The organism is Saliphagus sp. LR7 (assembly GCF_003344565.1).
GTDB lineage: Archaea > Halobacteriota > Halobacteria > Halobacteriales > Natrialbaceae > Saliphagus > Saliphagus infecundisoli.
In genome coordinates this window covers 22,954-44,786 of the sequence record NZ_QPND01000003.1, presented here as the reverse complement: position 1 = coordinate 44,786, position 21,833 = coordinate 22,954, and the positions used below count along the sequence as shown (strand labels likewise).

22 protein-coding genes are annotated in these 21,833 nt (G+C 66.3%); 15 read left to right on the top strand and 7 right to left on the bottom strand.

Features of this window, described 5'->3' with window-relative positions; all coding sequences use genetic code 11:
* Nucleotide 1 precedes the first annotated feature (1 nt).
* The gene (locus tag DVH23_RS05205; RefSeq protein WP_114576382.1) at nt 2–1,246 is read right to left on the bottom strand and encodes a mandelate racemase/muconate lactonizing enzyme family protein; all 1,245 of its coding nucleotides are present in this window, start codon (nt 1,244–1,246) and stop codon (nt 2–4) included.
* A gap of 96 nt (nt 1,247–1,342) precedes the next feature.
* On the opposite strand from DVH23_RS05205, the gene DVH23_RS05200 reads away from it, so the two are divergent.
* From DVH23_RS05200 to DVH23_RS05190, 3 genes are all read left to right on the top strand, one after another.
* Nucleotides 1,343–2,767, top strand: coding sequence for a glycoside hydrolase family 4 (locus DVH23_RS05200; protein WP_114576381.1), 1,425 nt, complete (start codon nt 1,343–1,345; stop codon nt 2,765–2,767).
* Between the two features lie 118 nt (nt 2,768–2,885).
* Nucleotides 2,886–3,980 carry a Gfo/Idh/MocA family protein gene (locus DVH23_RS05195; RefSeq protein ID WP_114576380.1) on the top strand — a complete coding sequence of 365 codons (1,095 nt, stop codon included), beginning with the start codon at nt 2,886–2,888 and terminating at the stop codon, nt 3,978–3,980.
* A complete protein-coding gene (locus tag DVH23_RS05190) occupies nt 3,980–4,732 on the top strand; it encodes a hydroxypyruvate isomerase family protein (RefSeq protein ID WP_114576379.1) in 753 nt (250 codons plus the stop codon). Before DVH23_RS05195 ends, DVH23_RS05190 begins: the two co-directional genes overlap by 1 nt.
* 143 nt (nt 4,733–4,875) lie before the next feature.
* Here DVH23_RS05190 and DVH23_RS05185 read toward each other — a convergent pair whose 3' ends face one another.
* On the bottom strand, nt 4,876–5,646 hold the full coding sequence (locus tag DVH23_RS05185) for an IclR family transcriptional regulator (RefSeq protein WP_114576378.1): 771 nt from the start codon (nt 5,644–5,646) through the stop codon (nt 4,876–4,878).
* Nucleotides 5,647–5,762: 116 nt separating this feature from the next.
* Here DVH23_RS05185 and DVH23_RS05180 point away from each other — a divergent pair, with 116 nt between their 5' ends.
* Nucleotides 5,763–6,602 (top strand): NAD(P)-dependent oxidoreductase, encoded by an 840-nt coding sequence (locus tag DVH23_RS05180; RefSeq protein WP_114576377.1) that lies wholly within the window; start codon nt 5,763–5,765, stop codon nt 6,600–6,602.
* 21 nt (nt 6,603–6,623) lie between these two features.
* Here DVH23_RS05180 and DVH23_RS05175 read toward each other — a convergent pair whose 3' ends face one another.
* Nucleotides 6,624–8,066: an aldehyde dehydrogenase family protein gene (locus tag DVH23_RS05175; RefSeq protein ID WP_114576376.1), complete on the bottom strand. Its 1,443-nt coding sequence runs from the start codon at nt 8,064–8,066 to the stop codon at nt 6,624–6,626.
* A gap of 159 nt (nt 8,067–8,225) precedes the next feature.
* On the opposite strand from DVH23_RS05175, the gene DVH23_RS05170 reads away from it, so the two are divergent.
* A complete protein-coding gene (locus tag DVH23_RS05170) occupies nt 8,226–9,431 on the top strand; it encodes a redox-regulated ATPase YchF (protein WP_114576375.1) in 1,206 nt (401 codons plus the stop codon).
* A gap of 6 nt (nt 9,432–9,437) precedes the next feature.
* Here the strand turns inward: DVH23_RS05170 and DVH23_RS05165 are convergent, their stop codons facing one another.
* Both DVH23_RS05165 and DVH23_RS05160 read right to left on the bottom strand, forming a co-directional pair.
* Nucleotides 9,438–10,190, bottom strand: a complete 753-nt coding sequence (locus tag DVH23_RS05165; protein ID WP_114576374.1) for a sugar phosphate isomerase/epimerase — start codon at nt 10,188–10,190, stop codon at nt 9,438–9,440.
* A gap of 38 nt (nt 10,191–10,228) precedes the next feature.
* Nucleotides 10,229–10,603: a YlbF family regulator gene (locus DVH23_RS05160; protein WP_114576373.1), complete on the bottom strand. Its 375-nt coding sequence runs from the start codon at nt 10,601–10,603 to the stop codon at nt 10,229–10,231.
* Nucleotides 10,604–10,702: 99 nt separating this feature from the next.
* Here DVH23_RS05160 and DVH23_RS05155 point away from each other — a divergent pair, with 99 nt between their 5' ends.
* The 4 genes from DVH23_RS05155 to DVH23_RS05140 all read left to right on the top strand — a co-directional run bounded on the left by DVH23_RS05155 (nt 10,703) and on the right by DVH23_RS05140 (nt 14,403).
* The gene (locus tag DVH23_RS05155; RefSeq protein ID WP_114576372.1) at nt 10,703–11,263 is read left to right on the top strand and encodes a HalX domain-containing protein; all 561 of its coding nucleotides are present in this window, start codon (nt 10,703–10,705) and stop codon (nt 11,261–11,263) included.
* A gap of 63 nt (nt 11,264–11,326) precedes the next feature.
* A complete protein-coding gene (gene dph2, locus DVH23_RS05150; RefSeq protein ID WP_114576371.1) occupies nt 11,327–12,376 on the top strand; it encodes a diphthamide biosynthesis enzyme Dph2 in 1,050 nt (349 codons plus the stop codon).
* A gap of 263 nt (nt 12,377–12,639) precedes the next feature.
* On the top strand, nt 12,640–13,464 hold the full coding sequence (locus DVH23_RS05145) for an MBL fold metallo-hydrolase (RefSeq protein WP_114576370.1): 825 nt from the start codon (nt 12,640–12,642) through the stop codon (nt 13,462–13,464).
* 39 nt (nt 13,465–13,503) lie between these two features.
* Nucleotides 13,504–14,403, top strand: coding sequence for a hypothetical protein (locus tag DVH23_RS05140; RefSeq protein WP_114576369.1), 900 nt, complete (start codon nt 13,504–13,506; stop codon nt 14,401–14,403).
* Nucleotides 14,404–14,408: 5 nt separating this feature from the next.
* Here the strand turns inward: DVH23_RS05140 and DVH23_RS05135 are convergent, their stop codons facing one another.
* The gene (locus tag DVH23_RS05135) at nt 14,409–15,113 is read right to left on the bottom strand and encodes a hypothetical protein (RefSeq protein ID WP_114576368.1); all 705 of its coding nucleotides are present in this window, start codon (nt 15,111–15,113) and stop codon (nt 14,409–14,411) included.
* Nucleotides 15,106–16,140, bottom strand: a complete 1,035-nt coding sequence (locus tag DVH23_RS05130) for a methionyl-tRNA formyltransferase (protein WP_198667851.1) — start codon at nt 16,138–16,140, stop codon at nt 15,106–15,108. The genes DVH23_RS05135 and DVH23_RS05130 overlap by 8 nt, the downstream gene beginning before the upstream one ends.
* 909 nt (nt 16,141–17,049) lie before the next feature.
* Here DVH23_RS05130 and DVH23_RS24130 point away from each other — a divergent pair.
* The 6 genes from DVH23_RS24130 to DVH23_RS05110 all read left to right on the top strand — a co-directional run bounded on the left by DVH23_RS24130 (nt 17,050) and on the right by DVH23_RS05110 (nt 21,831).
* On the top strand, nt 17,050–17,205 hold the full coding sequence (locus tag DVH23_RS24130; protein ID WP_198667850.1) for a hypothetical protein: 156 nt from the start codon (nt 17,050–17,052) through the stop codon (nt 17,203–17,205).
* 329 nt (nt 17,206–17,534) lie between these two features.
* Nucleotides 17,535–17,930, top strand: a complete 396-nt coding sequence (locus tag DVH23_RS05125) for a DUF5805 domain-containing protein (protein WP_114576366.1) — start codon at nt 17,535–17,537, stop codon at nt 17,928–17,930.
* Entirely contained in the window at nt 17,920–18,972 is a 1,053-nt protein-coding gene (locus tag DVH23_RS05120; RefSeq protein ID WP_114576365.1) for a tyrosine-type recombinase/integrase, read from the top strand. Before DVH23_RS05125 ends, DVH23_RS05120 begins: the two co-directional genes overlap by 11 nt.
* A gap of 199 nt (nt 18,973–19,171) precedes the next feature.
* Complete coding sequence (locus DVH23_RS05115) at nt 19,172–20,638, top strand: lipase maturation factor family protein (protein ID WP_114576364.1); 1,467 nt, start codon at nt 19,172–19,174, stop codon at nt 20,636–20,638.
* A gap of 36 nt (nt 20,639–20,674) precedes the next feature.
* Nucleotides 20,675–20,842: a hypothetical protein gene (locus tag DVH23_RS24125; protein ID WP_198667849.1), complete on the top strand. Its 168-nt coding sequence runs from the start codon at nt 20,675–20,677 to the stop codon at nt 20,840–20,842.
* 38 nt (nt 20,843–20,880) lie between these two features.
* On the top strand, nt 20,881–21,831 hold the full coding sequence (locus DVH23_RS05110) for a D-2-hydroxyacid dehydrogenase (RefSeq protein ID WP_114576363.1): 951 nt from the start codon (nt 20,881–20,883) through the stop codon (nt 21,829–21,831).
* Nucleotides 21,832–21,833 lie beyond the last annotated feature (2 nt).

The window sequence follows — 21,833 nt, the reverse complement described above, 5'->3', positions numbered from 1 at the left end:
GCTACTCGTCGTACTCGAACTCCGTCCAGGCGCCCTCGCGGAACGGATACTCCTCGACGACGTCGAGATCGACCTCGATCCCCAGTCCGGGGTCGTCGGGAAGTTCCAGGCGGCCGTTTGCGACCGGCGGCTCCCCCTCCACGAGGTCGAACGCGAGGTCGAAGGGATACATCCCGGAGTCGCCCGAGGCCTCCACAAGCGGGTCGTCCTCGAAGACGGGGTACTCGACGAGACCCACCTCCGGAGCGGCGGCGACGAGGTGGGCGTTGGCCATCAGGCCGAGCCAGGTCCCGAAGTTGTGGGGGACGAACTCGATGTCGGTCCCGCGACAGTGCTCGATCGCGCGCCGACAGCCCGTAAAGCCGCGGTGGTGGCGGACGTCGCCCTGGAGGTAGGCGATGGCGCCCGTTTCCGCCAACTCGATCAGGCCCTCGGGGGATTCCTCGCTCTCGCCGCCCGCGAGGTCGGCGCCGGTTTCCGCGAGTCGCTGATACCCCTCGCGGTCGTCGGGCGCGACGGGTTCCTCGACCCAGTAGGCGCCCATCTCGTCGGCGTAGGAAACGATCTCGCGGACCGTCTCCTCGCCGTAGGGCTCCTCGAGTTTCCACCAGGTGTGAGAATCCAGCATCATCTCGGGCTCGTCGAGTGCGTCGCTCACCAGCTCGATCGTCCGTCGGTCGCCCTCCGGGCCGATCCCGGGCCGGTACTTGTAGCCCATGAACCCGGCCTCCTCGATCAGGGCGGCCTGGTCGGCGAACGCCTCGGGCTCCATGTACATCCCTGCGCTCGCATAGAGGGGGAGGTCCGTGGTCGGCTCGGGGGCATCGTCGTACTCCTCGGCGAGCAGTTCGTACACCGGCGCGCCCAGTTCCTTCCCCAGGACGTCGTAGCAGGCGACGTCGAGCGCCGAGATCGCCTGGGTCTCGAGTCGGTCGGGGAGGTCGGCGGCCGCGACCAGGTCGTGGACCTCGGCGGGTTCTTCGATCCGTTTTCCTTCGACCGCGTCCGCGACGTCGCCGTCGATCACGTCCGCGAAGGTGCCCTGGGAGTCGCCCTCGAAGTACTCCCGCATCGACGAACTCGTCGCGCCCGCGGTCGCCGCCCCACGGAGCCCGTCTGCGGTCTCGACGACGACGAGGACGACGTCGCGTTTGTGGAGCGTCCGCGTCCCGCCGTGGAACGCCCGTTCCTGCGGGGGGTCGATCGGCGAGGAGAGCGCGTAGCCGGTGACGTCGGTGAGTCGCATACCGGTCGTCGAGTCCGAAGGGACACATAGGGCGCGGGTTCCGGCGAGTCGCGCCCCCTTCGACAGCCCTTTTTCCCGGTGCGGGTTGCTGTCCGTATGCATACCCTGGGCGAGCGGGCGGAAGCGACGGCTACGGGCGTGAAGATCGGCTACGTCGGCGGCGGCAGCGACGGCTGGGCCCACACCCTCATCAACGACCTGCTCCAGTGTGCGGAGGTCTCGGGCCGGGTCGCACTGTACGATATAGACTACGAGGGGGCGGCGAAAAACGCGAAACTGGGCAACGAACTCCGCACCCGCAAGGAGGCCGTCGGCGACTGGACGTTCGAGGCTCACCGCGAGATAGAGGACGCGCTCGCGGACGCGGACTTCGTGATCTGTTCGATCCAGGATCCGCCCGAGGAGACGTTCGTCCACGACATCGACCTCCCGAAAGAGTACGGTATCTACCAGCCCGTCGCCGACACCGTCGGGCCGGGCGGCACCGTCCGCGCGTTGCGGGCCGTGCCCCAGTACCGCGAGATCGCACGCACCGTACGGGAGGAGTGTCCCGACGCCTGGGTCATCAACTACACCAATCCGATGACGGTCTGTACTCGCGCGCTGTACGCCGAGTATCCCGAAATCAACGCCATCGGGCTCTGCCATGAGGTGTTTCACGTTCAGGAGTTCCTCGCGGAAGTCGCCGAGGACCACGTCGAGGGCGCCGAGGACGTTTCGGGAAGCGAGATCGATATCACCGTCACGGGGATCAACCACTTCACCTGGATCGACGAGGCCCACTGGCGCGACCACGACGTCTTCCAGTATCTGGACGCGGAAGTCGAGGCCCGCCGGCCGCTCGCGGGTTTCGAGGCCGGCGAGTTCTCCGACGCGGGCTACTGGATCAACAACCACCGGATCGCACTGGACCTCTACGACCGCTTCGGGCTGCTCGCCGCGGCGGGCGACCGCCACCTCGCGGAGTTCGTCCCCTGGTATCTCGCGGTCGAAGAGCCCGAAGAGTTCCACCGGTGGGGCGTCCGGCTGACGCCGAGTTCGGCCCGCGTCGACGCCGACGAGGGCCCCGCGAAGATGGAGCGCTACCTCTCGGGCGACGACGAGTTCGAGTTCACCCGGTCGGGCGAGGAAGCAGTGGACATCATGCGTGCGCTGCTCGGGCTCGAGCCCGTCAAGACGAACGTCAACCACCCCAACGTCGGCCAGTGTCCGGACCTTCCGGAGGACGCGGTCGTCGAAACCAACGTGATGATCACCGGGAGCGGCGTCTCGCCGATCACCGCCGGCCAGCTTCCGCCCCAGATCCGGAGCATGGTACAGCGCCACGTCACGAACCAGGAGACGATCGTCGAGGCGGGAATGGAGGGGGATCTCGATCTCGCGTTCCGAGCGTTTCTCAACGACGCGCTCGTGACGATCGAACGCGACGAGGCCCGAGAGCTGTTCACCCGGCTGATCGAGACCGAACGCGAGTACTTCGCCGACTACGACCTGGAGGGGGAGAGCGTCCTCGCCGAGTGAAAGCCAGTGGTGGCGGGTCGGCCCGCCGCGTGGTGCCACCGGACCGCGCTGGACCCGATACCGGTGGGTCGGGGAAGGATTGACAACTATTATAGTCCCTTCCTCGGAAGGCGTTCTCATGGCATATACGGTCGCCGTGATCGGGACAGGAGCCGAACCCGAAAACCCCGGCAGGGACGGCTACGCGATGGCCTACCACCACGCCGCGGGCTACGAGAACCACGAGGAGTGCGAACTCGTCGCGTGTGCGGACATCGTCCGGGAGAACGCCGAGGCGTTCGCCGACGAGTTCGAGATACGCGAGGAGGGAATCTACGAGGACTACGGCGAGATGTTGAGCGAGGCCGAACCCGATATCGTCTCGGTCTGTGTCCCGCCGGCGATCCACGACCGGATCGTCCTCGACTGCGTTCGATCGCCGTCGGTCGAGGGAATCCACTGCGAGAAGCCGATGGACGACACCTACGGCGGCGCCCGGATGATGACCCAGGAGGCCGCCCGTCACGACGTCCAGCTCACCTTCAACCACCAGCGCCGATTCAGCGACGCGGTCCGGACCGCGAAAGAACTTCTCGACGCCGGCGAGATCGGCGAGTTAGAGCGGATCGAGTTCTCCGCGCCCGTCGGCATCTTCGACTACGGCAGCCACTCGTTCGACCTCTGTAACTACTTCAACGACGAGGTCGGCGGCGAGTGGGTCATGGCCCAGATGGACTACCGCGAGGAGAACGTCCTCTTTGGCACCCACAACGAGAACCAGGCGGTCGTCCTCTGGGAGTACGAGAACGGCGTCCACGGCCTCGGAACCAGCGACAGCACGGGCGAGGGCGGCCCCAACGCCGCCGTCGAGTGCCACAACCGTCTGATCGGAACCCGGGGAACGATCGAGGTCGGCCCCGAGGACGGCGAGACGGCCCTCCGGATCCGGCGGGCCGGCGACGAAGAGTGGGAAGCGGTGGACACGGAAGACGGGATGCACGGCTGGGAGTTCGTCGACCGCTCGATCGCCGAGAACGTCCGCTGTCTCGAGACGGGAGAGGAGCCCGAACTCGGCGCCGAAAACGCCCTGAACGCGACCGAGCTCATCTTCGGGGCCTACGAGTCCGCGCGACAGCGCGGCCGGGTCGATCTTCCACTCGACATCGACGACCATCCCCTCGAGGCGATGGTCGAGTCCGGCGAGCTCTCGCCCGCGCCGATGGAGGGCGAGTAATGGTCTCGCTGTCGGTCTGCGTCGAGATGGTGTACGACGACGAGCCATTCGAAGCACGGATCGGTCGGGCCGCCGAGGCCGGCGCCGACGCCGTCGAGTTCTGGGACTGGCGCGAGAAGGACCTCGAAGCGATCCAGAAAGCAGCGGAGGAGGCGGGCCTCCCCATCGTCGACTGTACCGCCGGTGGCTCCCTGACCGATCCCGACGAGGCCGACGAGGCAGTCGAGACGATCCGGGAGTCGATCGGGACTGCCGAGGAGTACGGGATCCCCTCGCTGATCGTGACGACGGGACAGGACCAGGAGGGTCTCGATCGCGAGACCCAACACGAGAACGTCGTGGAGGTGCTCTCGCGGGTCGCGGGCGACGCCGAGGAGGCCGGCGTCACGCTCGTCGTCGAACCACTGAACACCGCCGTCGATCACCCCGGCTACTTCCTCGTGAGCTCCGAGGAGGGCTTCGAGATCGTCGAGGAGGTCGGCAGCGACGCCGTGAAACTGCTGTACGACGTCTACCACCAGCAGGTCACGGAGGGCAACGTCATCGAGACGATCACGGAGAACGTCGATTCGATCGGCCACGTCCACGTCGCGGACGTCCCCGGGCGCCACGAACCCGGTACCGGGGAACTGAACTACGCGAACGTCTTCGACGCGATCGACGACGCCGGCTACGACGGCTACGTCGGCTGTGAGTTCTCGCCGACGGGCGATCCCGACGAGGCGGTGGCCGGCGTCCTCGATCTGGACTGATAGGGTCGGAGACGACGATTTACCGTTCGGTCGTGGTACCGTGTCGCGACCGACGGCGCACTGACTCGTCTCCGACCCTATGACCGGACGACCGTTCGCCAGAACGGGATTTTCCCGGATCGGGTCCGGTCTCGCCGACCGTATCAGGCGTAAGTCATGTTGACCTCGACGACGTTCGCCGACGAGAGCACGGTTTTGGGGATCTCCTCGACGAAGACGTCGTCGTCGAACCGGCTCATCGGGCCCGAGACCGACAGCGCGCCAAGCGGGTCGCCGTTCGGTCCGCGAAGCGGTGCCGCGACGCATCGCATCCCCTCGACGCGCTCCTGGTCGTCGATCGCGTACCCGCGCTCGCGGATCTCCGCGAGGTCCTCGAAGAGGGTCTCTCGGTCGGTGATCGTGCGCTCGGTGACCCCGGGGAGGCCGTGGGAAGCGATGATCGCCTCGACGCGCTCCTCGGGGAGGTGGGCGAGGATCGCCTTCCCCGTGGCCGTCGTGTGGAGGTGGGTCCGCATCCCGACATGGGTATCGAGCTGGACCGCGTCCTTGCCCTTGACCTTGTGGAGGAAGATCCCCATTCCGTGCTCCTCGACGACCAGGTTCGCGTGCTCGCCGGTCTCCTCGGCTAACTTCTTGACCTCGGGCGCGGCGACGCGATGGAGCTTCATCCCGTTTCTGACGTACCCCCCGAGCTCGAGGAATCGGACGCCGACGTGGTACTCGCCGTCGCGCTGAACGAGGTACTCGATGTCGGTCAGCGTCCGGAGGTGGTCGTGGACCGTGCTCTTTGGCATCCCGAGGTAGTCGGCGAGTTCGGCGACGCCCGCGCCGTCGAGCTCCCGGAGCGACTCGATGATCCGGAAACTCGTCGCGGCCGCCTTCACCGGGTGGTCGGTCTCGAGTTCGGTTGCCATGGTTTGAGGAACGATGGAACCGGGAGTACTTAATGATTGTCCGGCATACCCGGACCCGGATCGGCGAGCGTAACCCCCTTCCAAGCGTTTAAGCGGCGGGCTCGGATTGCTCCCGTATGGACGTCCTCGTCACCGGCAGCTACGGCCGCTGTGGGACCGCGATCATCGACCATCTCGACGACCGCGAGGAGTACGATTTCACCTATCTGAACCGCTCGGACCGCGACGACGACCACCCCTACGGCGGCTACGATACCGTCGTCGCGAACGTCACCGACTACGAGGCGATGCGGCCCGCCTTCGAGGGCAAGGACGCGGTGATCCACCTCGCGGCCTACCCCCACACCGACGGCGAGTGGGGCGACGTTCGGGAGCCGAACGTAGACGGCATGTACAACGCCCTGGAGGCCGCCCGCGAGGCCGACGTCGAGAGGTTCGTCTTCGGCTCGACCAACCACGTGATGGGGGGCTACGAAGAGGAACACGCCCCCGACCTCTACGACCCCGGCTACGGCCTCGTCCTCGACCACACCGATGCTGTCCGCCCCGACTCGTACTACGGCTCGACGAAGGCCTTCGGCGAGGACCTCGGGCGCCAGTACGTCGAGAACTTCGAGTACCCTCAACGGTTCTACGCGCTCCGGATCTGTACCGTCAACGGCGCCGACTACGACCACCCCTACGGCGACGCCGAGCAGGGGGTCGAAGACGGCAAGTTCGAGCGCGGAAGCGAGGAATACCGACGAACGGTTGCCCGGATGAAGGCAACGTGGCAGTCCCGGCGCGATTTCGCCCACGAGATCGAGTGCTGTCTCGAGGACGAAAGCGTCGAGTTCGGGATCTTCAGCGGCGTCAGCGACAACGACCGGCGCTGGTTCTCGCTCGAACACGCCCGATCGACGCTGGGCTACACACCCCGGGACAACGGCGAGGAGTGGGACGAGCCGCCCGCGTGAGGAGTGAGGAACTGACCGGCCTCAGAAGTTGTCGTAGACGGTCTTGTCGATCGTGTAGAAGTCCAGTCCGGCGTCGCCCTGCTCGCGCCAGGTCTCCGAAGAGGACTCCTTGAACCCGCCGAAGGGCACGTGGAGCTCCAGTCCGGTCGTCTTCGCGTTGACCTTCGCGACCCCGGCCTCGATCTCGTCGACGAACCGCTCGGCTTCGGTATGGTCCTCCGTCACGATGGAGGCCGAGAGCCCGTACGGAATGTCGTTCGCGACCTCGAGACCTTCCTCGAAGTCATCGACCTCGATTACGCTGAGGACGGGCCCGAACACTTCTTCCTGGGCGATCCGGTAGTCGTTCTCGACGTCGGCGAAGACGGTGGGCTCGACGTAGTAGCCCTCGCCGAAGCGGTCGCCCTCCAGGCGGGAACCGCCAGCGACGAGGCGGGCACCCTCTTTTTCGGCGACGTCGATGTACTCGAGGGTGCCCTCGAGTTCGCCCTCGCCGACCTGCGGGCCCATGTCGTACTCGTCGCCGGGGCCGACCTCGATCGACTCGGCCTCCTCGACGATGGCCTCGACGAACTCCTCGTAGATATCGGTGTGGACGATCGCTCTGGAGCAGGCGGTACACGCCTGGCCGGTGACGCCGAAGCGGCCGTTGGCGACGATCTCCGCTGCTTCTTCGACGTCCGCGCTCGAGGAGACCACCGTGGGGTTTTTGCCGCCCATCTCGGTCTGGGCGCGCTTGCCCGCCTGGGTCGCCGCGTCATACACCATCTGGCCCACTTCACCGGAGCCCGTAAAGGAGACCGCGTCGACCTCGTCGTGGGTCGAGATCGTGTCCCCGACGCTGCTGCCCGGTCCCGTCACGAGGTTCGCGACACCCTCGGGAAGGCCGGCCTCGTCGAGTGCCTCGAAGATCGAGACCACGGGCGCGGGTGCCAGCGACGCGGGCTTGATGACGAGCGTGTTGCCCGCCGCGAGCGCGGGTGCGATCTTCCAGGCCGGGATCGCGATGGGGTAGTTCCACGGCGTGATCAGCCCCGCGACGCCCACGGGTTCGGCGACCGTGTAGAGGTTCGTCTGGGGCGCGCTCGCCGATTTGACCTTGCCGCCGAGGTCGCGGGTCTTCTCGGCGTAGTAGTAGAAGATGTCGATCGTCCGCTGGACCTCCCCGCCTGCTTCCGCGTGGGTCTTCCCCTCCTCGCGGGTCAGCTCCTCAGTGAGTTCCTGTTTCCGGTCGGCGAGGATCCCCGCGGCCTCGCGCAGGATCGCCCCCCGCTGGGGCGCGGGCGTGTTCGCCCACTCGTCTTCGGCCGCCGCCGCGGCCTCGACGGCTTCGGCGGCGTCCTCTTCGTCCGATTGCTGGTACTCTGCAACCGTCTCGGAGGGGTCCGCGGGGTTGACCGTCTCGAAGGTCTCGCCCGTCCCTGCCTCCGTCCACTCGCCGCCCACGTAGTTTCGCTGTGCCATGGGCGACTCCTCGTGATACGGATATACGGATCTTGTGGTTGCGTCGCGTCGGCTAGTTCGAATCCGCCGTGGCTCCGCTCGGCGAGACTGGCGTGTGTGGACGTACCACCGCCGCTGGCGAAGGAAACCCGTTTATTCCCGAGAGACCCAGTCGGGGTAATGAACGCGGATCGGAGTTACCGGATCGGGCTCGTCGGCAAACCCTCGGTCGGCAAGTCCTCCTTTTTTAACGCGGCGACGATGAACGACGTGCCGGAGGGAGCCTACCCCTTTACGACGATCGACCCGAGCGTTGGCGAGGCCTACGTCCGTGTCGACTGTGCCGCCCCGGAGTTCGACGAGGAGTGTACACCCTCCGTCGGCTACTGCGAGGGCGGGACCAGATTCGTCCCGACCAAGCTGGTCGACGTCGCGGGGCTGATCCCCGGCGCCCACGAGGGCAAGGGCCTGGGCAACCAGTTTCTCTCGGACCTGAACGAGACCGACGTCCTCGTCCACGTCGTCGACTTCTCGGGTGAAACCGACATAGAAGGCGAGCCCACCGAGGGCCACGACCCCCGCGATGACATCGACTTCCTGGAGGCGGAGCTCGACCAGTGGTATCTCGGCGTGCTCGAGAAGGGGATCACCCGCTACGAGTCGGGCTACGTCACCGAAGAGGACGACATCGAGGAGGACTTAGCCGAGCAGATGAGCGCGTTCGGGATCACCGAGGACGGGATCAAGCGCCTCGTTCGCCGGATCGGAATCGGCTTCGATCCCGACGAATGGGGCGACGTGGACCGACTCGCGCTGGCCCGCGAGATCAGGACGGAGACGAAGCCGATGGTGATCGCGGCGAACAAGATGGACACCCCCGAGGCCCAGGCGAACTACGAGGAGATCACCGCTGACTCCGACTACGACCACCTCTCGATCCTCCCCTGTAGCGCCCACGCCGAGCGCGCGCTGAAGTCGGCCGCCGAGGGGGGCGCGATCGACTACCGCCCCGGCGACGACACATTCGAGATCACCGGTGACCTCGCGCCCGATCAGGAGGCGGGGCTCGAGCGGATCCGGGACTTCATCGAGGCGTACGGCTCGACGGGCGTCCAAGACGCCATCGAACGCGCGCTGTTCGACGTCCTCGGGGTCGTCCCCGTCTTCCCCGGCGGCGCCAACGGCCTGGGTAACGAACGCGGCGAGGTCCTCCCCGACTGTTATCTGCTCCCGCCGGAGTCGACCGCAGAGGAGTTCGCCTACGGCCTCCACTCCGACATCGGCGAGGGCTTCCTCCACGCGATCGACTGCCGCTCGAACCGCCAGCTCGGCAAGGCCTACGCCGTCGAGTCCCGCGATGTCCTCGAGGTCGTCACGACGAACTAACGACCCCTACTCGCCGCTCCTCGCCGCCCGGAGGTTCTCGACGGCCTCCGCGAGGGCCTCCTCGGCCCGGTCGTCGGGCAGTTCGTACTCGATCACGAGTGGCGCGTCGGGCGCGTGGTCGGCGAGCAGGCCGCGTATCGAGGGGAGGTCGAGCTCCCCCGCGCCGGGGACGTCCTCGAGTTCGGCCTCGGAGACGTCCTTGAGGTGGGTCGCGACGATCCGGTCGCCGAACTCCGGGATCGCCTCCCCTGGGGTTTCGTCCATCACGAGGAAGTGGCCGGTGTCGATGCAGACGCCCAGCCGCGGGTGGTCGTACCGGGAGAGGACCGCCCGGACGTCCCCGATCGAGGCGAACACCGCAGAGAGGTCGTCGTGGTGGACCGTCGAGTAGTTGTGGATCGCGACGTCGATCCCGTACTCCTCGCCGCGGGCGATCAGCTCCTCGGTGATTTCGTCCTGGTCGGGCGGATAGTTGACGGTGAGGTAGTCGGCGCCGAGCCGGTCTGCGAACGCGACGTGTTCCTCGACCTCCGCGGGCTCGGAGAGGTCGACGACGCCGTGGCCCCGAACGGTCGCGTCGGCGTCCTCGATCGCCGCGAGCCCGTCCGCGATCCGCGCTTCAGTATCGTCGGGCGAGAGGTGTCGCCCCCAGAGCTCGAGGGAATCGACGCCGACGCGCTCGACGGCCGCGAGAACCTCCTCGAGGCTCCGCTCTGCGAAGACGACGCTCTGGACGCTGACGTCGTTGCTGTGAATCACGGGCTGGTCGTCGTCGTGGGAGCCGAAAACGCTACCGATCAGTCCTGGCAGCAGCCGCCGGCCTCCTCGCCGAAGTCCAGCGCGAGGGGAGCCGAGATCGCCTCGTTTACGGCTTCGAGGCGCTCGCCGAGGGCGGCCTTGGCCTCGAGATACTGGGCCATGACGGGCATCGAGTGGAGTTCCTCCTGGGTCGCCTGCAGTTCTTGAAGGTCCTCCTGGCTCGCGCTGCCGCTCTGGCGGGCGAGCATGAACTCCTCGCGGGTCCGCTCGAACTCGTCGATCTTCGTCTGGGCCTCCGGGGACTCCTCAACCTCGGCCTTCGCCGCCTCGAAGGTCTCGTACTCGGGAAGCTCCGTGATCGCCTCGCCGAGGTCCGTCGCGAGGTCGTCGACCCGGCTCGTCTGGATGCTCATACCCTCGCTTGGGACGAGTCGGGTTTCAACCTGACGGTCGGATCGATTTCCATCGCTTGTAGCCAAAGGTATAAGTCCAACGGGCCCCGACCCGCGGGTATGGCCGTCGACGACTGTACCGGTGATTCGATCGAGCCCGCCCCGACCGACGACGCGCGCCGAGAGCCCGCGTCCGAACGGGCGATCCTGGTCGTCACCGACGCCGACGGGGTTGAGCGCTGGGTCGGCGACGGCGCCGACAGCGACGTCGCCGTGGTCGGCCCCGATCGCGGAGCCGAGTTCGGCCTCGAACCCGACGGAGGGGCGGTCGTCGCGTCGGTCGATCCGACCGACGGGACGGCCGACGTCGCCCGGTCGACCCGGCTCGGCGCGCCCCTCGAGCGGGGGGTCCTCCTCGAGGCGATCGATCGCCTCAACAGGCGAGCCCGATACGACGCCCTGCTCGCGGAGTACGCCCGACTCGCCGCCGGACGCGGGAAGCTAGAGGCCGAACGCGACGAGGCCGACCTCGCCGCCGACCGGGAGTATCGGGGGCTCCGGCGGCGCCTGGCCGACGTCGAGGCCGACCTCGACGATGTGACCCGGACGTTCGACGGCGAGGACTTCCGGGCGGCCTTCGAGACCGGCGGCTTCGGCGGGGCCTGCGAGCGCGCCGACTGAGACTCGCCGCCACAGTGCCCGAGAAGCGCCGCCGTTTTACGTTCCAGGGTTCAACGGTAGCTAATGAGCAACGAGTCGGCGTACAGCGAAGGAGACCTCAGGAACACGGGGATGGCCCTCAAACACGACCGGGAGTGGGACTACGAACTCGAGCGGATCGTCGACGCGATCGAGGAACGCGACGCCGAGACGGTCGGCCTCCAGTTCCCCGAGGGGCTGAAACGCCGCGGGCCGAAGGTCGCCGACGACCTCCGGGAGCTGACGGACGAGGGCACCACGATCATGCTCTCGGGCCAGCCCTGCTACGGCGCCTGTGACCTGGACACCTACCTGATGAAGCGGACGGACGTCTTCGTCCACTTCGGGCACTCGCCGATGAAGAACACGGACAAGGTGATCTACGTCCCGCTGTTCTCGAACGTCGAGATCCGGCCGATCATGGAGGAGTCCCTGGACACCCTCGAACCCCCCGAGGAGACGCCGGGGGTGGGCCTCGTCACCACCGCCCAGCACATGAACCGCTTCGACGAAATGCGGGAGTTCCTCGAGGGCGAGGGTTACGAGGTCCACACCCGCCGGGGCGACGATCGGCTGACTCACGAGGGCCAGGTGCTTGGCTGTAACTACGCGAGCGCGGACGTCGACGCCGACCAGATCCTCTATGTCGGCGGCGGCAAGTTCCATCCCCTCGGACTGGCGATGGAACACCCCGAGAAGACGGTCGTGATCGCCGACCCCGTCAACAACGTCGTGACGGTCGCGGATACCGAGAAATTCATGAAGCAACGCTACGGCGCAGTCCACCGCGCGATGGACGCCGAGAAGTGGGGCGTCATCTTCTGTACGAAGATCGGCCAGGGCCGCTGGGAGACCGCCCAGGAGATCATCGCGGACAACGACGACGCCTACCTGATCACGATGGACGAAGTGACGCCCGACCGATTGCAGAACTTCGACATGGACGCCTTCGTCAACACCGGCTGTCCCCGGATCACGACCGACGACGGTCCCCGGTTCCACAAGCCGATGCTCACCCCCGGCGAGTACGAGATCGCCGTCGGGAACGAACCCCTCGACTCCCTGGAGTTCGACACGTTCCACGGCACCTGGTAGCGGGAACGTCTCGGTTTTTGGTCCGTGATTCGATGAGATCGTCGATCGATCAGTGTCGGAACCGGCCCCGACCGGCCCGAACTGGCAGATTGCGCCGTCGAGGCGCCGTTTTTGCTCTTTTCCGAGCGACGCGGCTCGACCCCGATTCTGTATAGCGATTACGAGTTTATGTGGCGGCTGTCGGTCGAACGATCGGACGTGTAACGGGGCCGGCCACCGCTCGAACGGGAACACTTACCCACCAGTCACCCGGAGGATGGTGCATGGTCGAAAGCGACTGGGGCGACTGGCTCCCGCGTGCGATCGAGGACGCCGATCCCGACGGGGTCGCGATCTGGTATCTGGGCTGTAACGGGTTCGTACTGAAGGGAAGCGGGGGGACGACCCTCTTCATCGATCCCTACCTGGAAAGCGGGAACCCCCCGCGGACGATCCGGATGATTCCCGTGCCGTTCGATCCCGAGGAGATCGCCGAGGCCGACGCGATCCTGGGCACCCACGAACACACCGACCACATCGACGGCCCCTCCCAGGCGCCGATCCTCGCCGGGACCGGGGCGACGATGTACGCGCCCGACGACAGCCTCGGAGTCGTCGAAGACGAAGGATGGACCGACGAGTGGGCGATAGAGGAGAGCCAGCTCGAGGAAGTCGAGGAGGGCGAGGAGTTCGAAGTCGGCGAGTTCACGATCCACGTCGAGCACTCGAACGATCCCGACGCGACCCACCCCGTTAGCTACGTGATCGAACACGATGCGGGAACCGTCTTCCACGCCGGCGACTCGAAACCCTCCGAGGAGTTCGCCGACATCGGCCGGGAGTACGACATCGACCTCGGCATCCTCGCCTTCGGAACCGTCGGCATGGTCGGCGAGGGCGACGAGGCGAGCCGGACGCGGTGGTACAGCGACGAAAACGAGGTCATCGAGGCCGCGAACGACCTCCGAATCGACCGGCTCCTGCCGAGTCACTGGGACATGTGGAAAGGCCTGACCGCCGACCCGAAGGTGCTCCACCACCACGCGCGAAGCTTCGACTACCCCCGACGGCTCGAGATAAGCGAGATCGGCGACCGAGTCGACCTGTAAACGCAACGCGTTTAGCCTCCGCGAGCCCACACGGAGACGATGGGCGAGACGATCCCGATCGCGGTACCGAGGAAGGGCCGGCCCCTCGAGGCGGTCTTGGGCCGGCTGGCCGGGCTGGCCGGAGCCGAGGAGTTAGCCGACGGCGTGATCTCGACGCTGCGCCACGAGAAGGCGATCACGAAGGGTGATCTGGAACCCGAAACGGACGTCTACCGTCGTCTCGCCGACTACAGTTCTTCACCCGAGGGTCCCGACTATACTCTGCTCCGGGACGACCGAGAGGGGTTCCCCCGGCGGATCGTCTTCGACAGCGCCGAGATCCTCCTCGAAGGGGAGCGGCGGATCCGACTGATCGGCCGCGAGGAACCGTTCCGGGCGCTTCGGACCCACGAGTTCGCGCTGGGGTTCGACAGTGCCGACCTCGTCTTGGAGGAGGTCGTCGAACTCGGCGCCGGACCCGTCGAGCGGATCGCGGATCTGAACGCCCGGATCGACCCCACGGAGACCGACGTCAGGGTCGCCGGCGGCCTCGGCGACACCGTCTACCACACGCTGATGGTGACCCCCGAAACCGCTCCCGAAGCGGCACCGATCGATCGGGCGTTCCTCGCGAGCTACGAGGGACCGCTCTGTATCGTCCCCCGCTACGAGCGACTGGTCCGGGCGGTTCTCGGCAAGCGGGTCCTGGATGGGATCTCGTTTCGGTATCCGGAACACGGTCACGAGGAGGAGGCCGCCATCGCGGCCCACGGCGCCGGCGTCTACCTGACGGTGACCGGCTCGACCGCCCGCGACCACGGGCTCGTCCTCGGCGAGGAGCTCTTTCCCAGCGAGACCGTCCTGCTCGAAAACGCCGCCGAGCGCCGAAGTTCGCCCGCGGTCGAGGCCGTCAGGAACCTGATCGCGCCCGCGCCGGCCGAGACCGAACTCGTCGTCTGAACGGGTCAGGGATCGAGCGCCGCGAGATACCGGCCGACGCGTTCGGCCCGCTCGGCCTCGACGCCCGCAACGATCTCCCCGAACGTTCGTTCCGTAGCGCCCCAGAGTCCGGGATGGACGAGCAACTGAAAGCGATCGGGACGGCCGTCGGGAAACGGTGGCTCCCGTCGCCACTTCTGGCTCGAGTCCGAGCAGTAGCCGACCTCGGTGAAGTAACGGGGATCGTAGGCGTTCTCGAACCCCGCGAAGGGCTCGCCTAACACCCACTCGGGCGGCCGGTGAAAGGAGACGACCCCGCTCTCCTCGATCAGGCGGTCGAGGACCTCCCGTTCGGCGCGGACCCGCCGCTCGAACTCCGCGGATGGCGGCCGTTCGTCCCAGTAGTGGTGGGTGTTGAAGTGGAGCGCGACGTCGTGGCCGAGCGCCTCGATCTCCCGGAGGGCCTCGTGTTCCGCGACCGCGAGGAGGTTGTAGACCGGCGTCGTCAACAGGACACAGTACGTCGATTCGATATCCAGTCGGGACTCGATTCGGGCCATCTCGAGGGCGGTTTCGGGCGATAGATCGACGTCGTGGCGGAGGGTGATCTCGCCGTCGGCAAGCGGCGAGAAGTCGGTAAACGAGTAGCCCTCGGCGACCAGCGACTCAAGCAGTTCCTCGTACTCCCTTAGGGTATAGGAGAGGCGCTGGCCGCCGGCGAGTTCAGGCATCGATCCCCGACTCGGCGGCTTCCGTGTCGTCGGTGCTACTGGTGAGGTTGTGTCGGTGCTCGGGGCCGTCAACCCGGTCGTGATCGCCCCGGGACTCGAGGCGCTCGTCGACCGCCGGCTCCCACTCGCCCTCGACGGGTTCGTAGTCGGTCACGAGTAGCGTGCCGTCGGCCGTCGCGACGACGAAGTCGCCGGTCCAGAAGACCTCGACGATCGTTCCTGCCCGGGCCTCGGAGGCGAGATCCGTCGAGAACGGCCGAGCGTCCCAGATCATCACCCGATCGCCGTCGGCGAAGGTGAACGCACCCGGGTAGGGGTCGGCGACGGCCCGGACGAGATTGTAGACCTCCCTGGTTCCCTCACCCCAGTGGATCTCGCCGTCCGCGGGATTGCGCTTGGGGTAGTACGTCGCCTCGCCGGTCTGGGACTCCCCGACCGACTCTCCCCGGAGGAGCGGGCCGAGGACCTCCGCGAGCATCTCCTTCATGCAGATCGTGACCTTGTAGTAGAGCGTCTCGATCGTGTCGTAGTCGGTGATATCGAACTTCCGGGTCGCGAGGACCCCGCCCGCGTCGGCCTCCGGGTCGAGTCCGATCACCGACAGCAGGAACCGATCCCGATCCTCGATCAGCGACCAGTTTAGCGGCGACCGACCCCGCCCCTTCGGCAACCCGAACGCGCTTCCGTGGTTGCCGATCGCGCCGTGGGTCGCCGCCTCGAGCGCTTCTTCAGGAATCAGGCGCTGCCAGCCGTTGACGATCAGGAGGTCGGGATCGACCCCTCGGACGTGTTCGCAGTCTGCGTCGGTCATCGAGTACGTCTCGGGGTAGTAGACCGGGATATCGTAACGATCGCCGACCTCGGCGAACGACGCGTAGCCAGAGACGTCGTTCCGGCGTGCGGTTTCCGGATTGATCGTCACGATCTCGACGATCGGGACGCCGCGATCGAGCAGCGTCTCGAGGACGTCACGGGCAGGCGCGGTGCAGCCGACGTAGACGACCTCGGAGCCCTCGGGTATGTTCATGCACGAGGTCCGCCGCCAGCGATCATTGTTATCCTCCGGTTTCCCCCGATTGGGTCGTCCATACCCGCTCAGGCCTCCAGGGGAGATCGAGTTGGGTATATCAATATGTGATTTATGAGTCGCCTCCCAGTCACTGGATCGCACCAGTGACATAATGTGTATATCGAGTGAGCAATAGTGCCATCAGCCGCCTCGCGAGGGCTCGCTTGACCGCCGTTCGAGGACCACCGGCCGAAGGTGTCTCCCGATCAGAGACGGGACTCGATTCCAGACCGTGTCGAGACGCCACCATAGACCGTCGGCTGGCGAGTCCGTCTCGGTCGGTTTCACCGACCGGCGAACGATTCCGTATATCGTCTCCGGAGATATGGGAAGGAGAACGCGAACCCGGAAACCACCCAATTGATACCCGCTATCGTGTAGACGTCCGATCAGCTATCGCTGCATCCTCTTCGGTTCGTCTCCCAGGACCGGTCGTATCATAGGGCCGGTTGTTGCGATATACAGGCGATCGGCATAACGGGCCCGGCGACCGCCGGTGACGGACTACACCGACCCTATCAGCTATTTCTCCCGCAATCACGGGCCCGAAAACCCGCCGTGAACCCACTGCGCACGTTTCGATTCACGCGGCGAAGAGAACCGGAGAATCGTTACGAGGCGCTCGAGGGAGTCCAGAGGCGATCCGAAGCCCCATCGGTGCGGTTCGATGACGAGGATGAAGGGCCCGACAACGGGAACTGTGAGTCGTCCCGATCGGCTGGACGGGTTCGGCCGTCGCGACCGTGAAGTTCGCGAGAACGACGAACAGCGGCCCGTACCGAGAACGACTACCGTGGGCAAGGAGAGCGAAGGCAGGTCTTGTTGAAGCCGATATATTGAGGGCCACGGCCCGCGAAGGGTGAGTCGATGCTAGAGCTACTTCACACCGGCAGCGAACATCCCGATCTCTGGTGGGTCCTCGTTCCCTCACTCCTCTCGTTTCTGGCGGGGCTGGGTATCGCCACGGTTTCGGATCGGATTCGAGAGACGCTTCGACCTCGGGCGAGCGCTCCCGACGAATAATTCGACGGACGGTTCGGAACCCATACGGGAAGCACATCCTCGAAATCGGAAATCCCTCGTGTCTCGCTCACCCCCGGCAGGGAGGACCAGCCACAGTAGGCGAGAGTTCGTCCCGGACCGACATGTTCTGTCCCGCGAGAGACCCGCCCGAACGTATTAATATTCAATAAAGAAGGGCCACCACTAATCCCAAAATGTGGGCCATAGGTGAAGGACATCTCGATACACGGCCCCAGATTTCGGTGCCTTGATGGACCATCAGTTCAGATTAAGGCCCTAATCTAGACTAGTGGGGCACATTGAAGGTCATCGACTGTGAGAGGTAATCCATGAGCGACTCGGCCGAGGAATCCAGGGTGGCCGTAAAGACTCGGGTTCCCGCCTACCAAAAACAGCAATGGGTGGAGCACGCCGAGGAACTCGACATGAGCCAGAGCGAGTTCGTCCGGACGATGGTCCAGGCCGGACGAAAGGGGTTCGAGCCCGACCACGAGGAACCCCGTTCTGGGAGTCCAGACCCCCGGGGTAACGGCCTGGAAACCCGGGTCCTCGAGTTGCTCTCCGAGGGGCCCCGCTCGTGGGAGGAGCTCCTCGAGGCCGCAAGCGGCGAGATCGAGGAGCGCCTCGACGAGACCCTCGAGGACCTCCAGAGCCGAGGCCGCGTTCGCTACAGCGGGCGCCACGGGGGGTACACGGTCATCGGGGGCGAGAGCGATGGCGAGTGAGGTGGAGACCGAACGCGAAGCCATCGAGGATCCGATCGCGTACTTCCTCGAGGACCAGCGCTATCACGGCCGGAGCGAGCGGACGATAGCCGAACACGAGCGCGTACTCCGGGCGTTCGAGGCGTTCGTCGAGAGTGAGGAGACGCCCGGGGGACCCGTAGAATCGCCCGTCGAGGCCGGTCGTCGGGAGTGTATGGCCTGGGTCCACTCGTTGCGCGGCGACCTCGAACCGGGTACGATCGCGACCTACGCCTCCTACGTCCACCGGTTCTACGACTACATGACCCAGGTCGGCGCCTTCGAGTCGAACCCGATGGCCCTCGTGGTCCGGGAGATGGACGAATCGATCGACACGAACCCCGCCAGACGCGAGATCTCTGTCCCGGACATGCGGGAGTTCGTCGCGGGCATCCCTCACCCGCTCGAGCGAGCAGTCGTCCTCACGCTACTGAAAACCGGCGTTCGGGTGGGTGAACTTTGCAACCTCGACCTCCGAGATCTCTCGATGCCGGTCGAGAGCTGCGAGATGACGCTCGAGCCCCGGGTGCAACTCGATGGACGCCCGAACTCGCTGTACGTCGATTCCGAGCCGGTTCGGGGGAAAACGGTAAACGGCGAGGAGCGGACGGCCTCGAACAAGCGCAAACGGGCGACCGTGATACCGGTAGACGACGAGCTCCGCCGAGTGCTCGAAGAATGGCTCGCGATCCGTCCCGACGCCGCCTCGCCCGCGGGGCCGCTCTTTCTCGACACCGGCGGCTCGTGGGGCCAGCGTCTCGAGCCCTCGGACATCCGCTACATGGTCGAGAGCCACGCCCGCGAGTACGGCTGGTACCGGACCGGAGGCGGCGCGGCCGAGAACGTCACACCCCACTACTTCCGGCACTTCTTCACGACTCACTTGCGGGACCGGACGGGCGACCGCGGCGTCGTGAAGTACCTCCGCGGGGACGTCGCAAGCGACGTCATCGACACCTACACCCACAACTGGGGCGATCAGGTCCGGCGAGTCTACGAACGGAACGTCTACTCGCTGCTGTGATCGTGATTTCTGGCCAAACCCTCGATTAAGAACATGTTTTAATATGGCCTATGAGGTGTAGTGGCTCGGCCGCATGAATCATATAACGCTATACACAATTCAGAGCGGGCTGAAACGTGGTTTATGTTGCGTATCTGGTGTTTCGAGTCCGGACACTGCTCGCATCACGCATTTGTCGGTCCAGTCGCCATAGACCGGTATGGTGCCGCTCGGCTCGGAGGGCTACTGGCTCGTCCGCCTTCTCTTCGAGCGGGGGCTGGCGGTGATCTACCTGTTCGCGTTCATCGTTGCGCTCAAGCAGTTTCGTCCTCTGGCGGGCGAGGACGGTCTCCTCCCGATCGACGAATACGCGGAAGGCGACGAGTTCGGGGAGCGGCCGAGCCTCTTTCAGCTCCTTCCCGACGACCGATTCATCGGCGCGGCCGCCTGGACCGGAGTCGTCCTCTCGAGTCTCGCGCTGGTCGGAGTGCCCTACTGGCTCCCCGAACCCTACCCCGTCGTCGCCTCGATGGCCCTGTGGGGTGCGATGTGGGCGCTCTACCTCTCCTTTGTCAACGCCGGGCGGGTCTTCTACGGCTACGGCTGGGAGTCGATGCTCCTGGAAACCGGCTTCCTCGCGATCTTTCTCGGTGCAGGCGAAACCGCACCGCCGACCGTCGTCCTCCTCCTGATCTCCTGGGTGCTCTTTCGGAACATGTTCGGCGCGGGCCTGATCAAGATCCGTGGCGACGACTGCTGGCGGGAGTTGACGTGTATGGACTACCACTACGAGACCCAACCGATCCCCAACCCCCTCTCGTGGTTCGCCCACCAGCTCCCCGATCGGTTTCACCGGGTCGAGGTGCTGGGCAACCACGTCGTCGAGCTCGCGATCCCCTTTCTGTACTTCGCGCCCCAGCCGTACGCGACCGTCGGCGGCGTCGCGACGATCGGCTTCCAGCTCTGGCTGATGACGACCGGCAACTTCGCATGGCTGAACGCCTTGACCATCGTCCAGGCGACGGCGACGTTCGGCGACGGCACCCTCTCGGTTCTGCCGGGAGTCTCCGCGCCGGCGGCGGCACCGACGCCGCTCTACCTCGAGGCCCTCGCCCTCCTCGTCGCCGCGGTCATCCTCGTGCTCTCGGTCCCACCGACCCGGAACATGCTCTCGCCGGGCCAGGTGATGAACACCTCCTTCGACCCGATCCACCTCGTCAACAGCTACGGCGCCTTCGGCTCGGTCACCAGAGAACGCTACCAGCTCGTGATCGAAGGGACTCGCGAGCCGAACCCGGGGGAAGACGACTGGGAGGCCTACGATCTGAAAGGCCAGCCCGTCGATCCCGCCGAACGCCCGCCCCAGTGGGCGCCCTACCACCTCCGGCTGGACTGGCAGCTCTGGTTCGCCGCCATGCGGTCCCGTCCGGGCCCCCGCCAGCGGTGGCTGCTCGCCCTGCTGGCGAAGCTACTGGAGGGCGACCGGGAGACCGAATCGCTGCTCGCGGCGACGCCGTTCGAGGAGTCGCCCGAACGGATCCGGGTGCTCAGGTATCGCTACCGCTTTACCACCCGCGAGGAACGCACCGAGACCGGCCGGTGGTGGTCCCGCGAGCGCGTCGGCACCTACGTTCCCGCGAGTACGCGCGAAGAACTCGGTAGCAGTCGCCGGATCCGGCTTCGATAACGACGGATATAGACCGGATAAACCCACACTCGATATATGGAACGGTTCGTCCAGTCGATCGTCGCCGGCGGGCTCGCGCTGGTCGCTGGCCTCTGGCTCGTGGCGCTGGGGGGTTCGATCCCCCGGCTCGCCGGAATCGGCCTCGCTCTCCTCGGGATCGTCGGTCTCGTACGCGGGATCGGGAGCGAGATCCGGTACTCGTAGCCCGGGAGTTTTAAGCGTCGGTCCGACGAGCCGCCAGTATGGCAGAGATCGTCGTCCTCAACGGTAGCGCACACGGAATCCCCTCCAGCGAGTGTGCCGACGCCCTCCGCGAGCGCCTCGATCGCGAGGTCGAACTCGCCGAGTCGCCGGCCGAGGAGGTCGAACTGATCCGGGATGCCGAGGTCGCCGTCGGCGGGAACATGCGCGAGGAGGTCATAGACGCCGCCGGCGAACTCGAGCTGTTCGCCTGCTCGTCGGCCGGGGTCGGCCACCTCGACTTGGACGCGCTCGGAGAGCGGGGGATCGCGGTGACGAACGCCTCGGGCGTCCACGGGCCGAACATCGCCGAGCACGTGCTGGGGTGGATGCTGATGATCACCCGCCGGCTCGACGAGGGACTCGCCCGTCAGGACCGACGGGAGTGGAGCCACTTTCAGGCGTTCGGGGAGTTCCAGGGCTCGCGGGTCTGTGTCGTCGGCCTCGGCGCGATCGGACAGGCGATCGTCGAGCGCCTGGCGGGCTTCGGTGTCGAGACCGTCGGCGTCCGCTACTCCCCGGAGAAGGGCGGACCGACCGACGAGGTGTACGGGTTCGACGAGATCGAGGAGGCACTGGTCGGGGTCGATTACCTCGCGATCGCCTGTCCGCTCACCGACGAGACCCGGGGACTGATCGGCGGCGAGGAACTCGCGACCCTGCCCCCGGACGCCGTGTTAGTCAACGTCGGCCGCGGCCCGATCGTCGAGACCGAGGCGCTCGTCTCGGCCCTGCGAAACAACAAGCTCCACGCGGCGGCCCTCGATGTCACCGATCCCGAACCGCTCCCCGAGGACCACGAGCTCTGGGGGCTCTCGAACGTCTACATCACGCCGCACAACTCCGGGCACACGCCCCATTACTGGGAGCGCGTCGCGGAGATCCTCGTCAGAAATCTCGAGCACGTCGAGGAGACCGGGGAGTACGACGACCTCGAGAACCAGGTCGCCTGAGA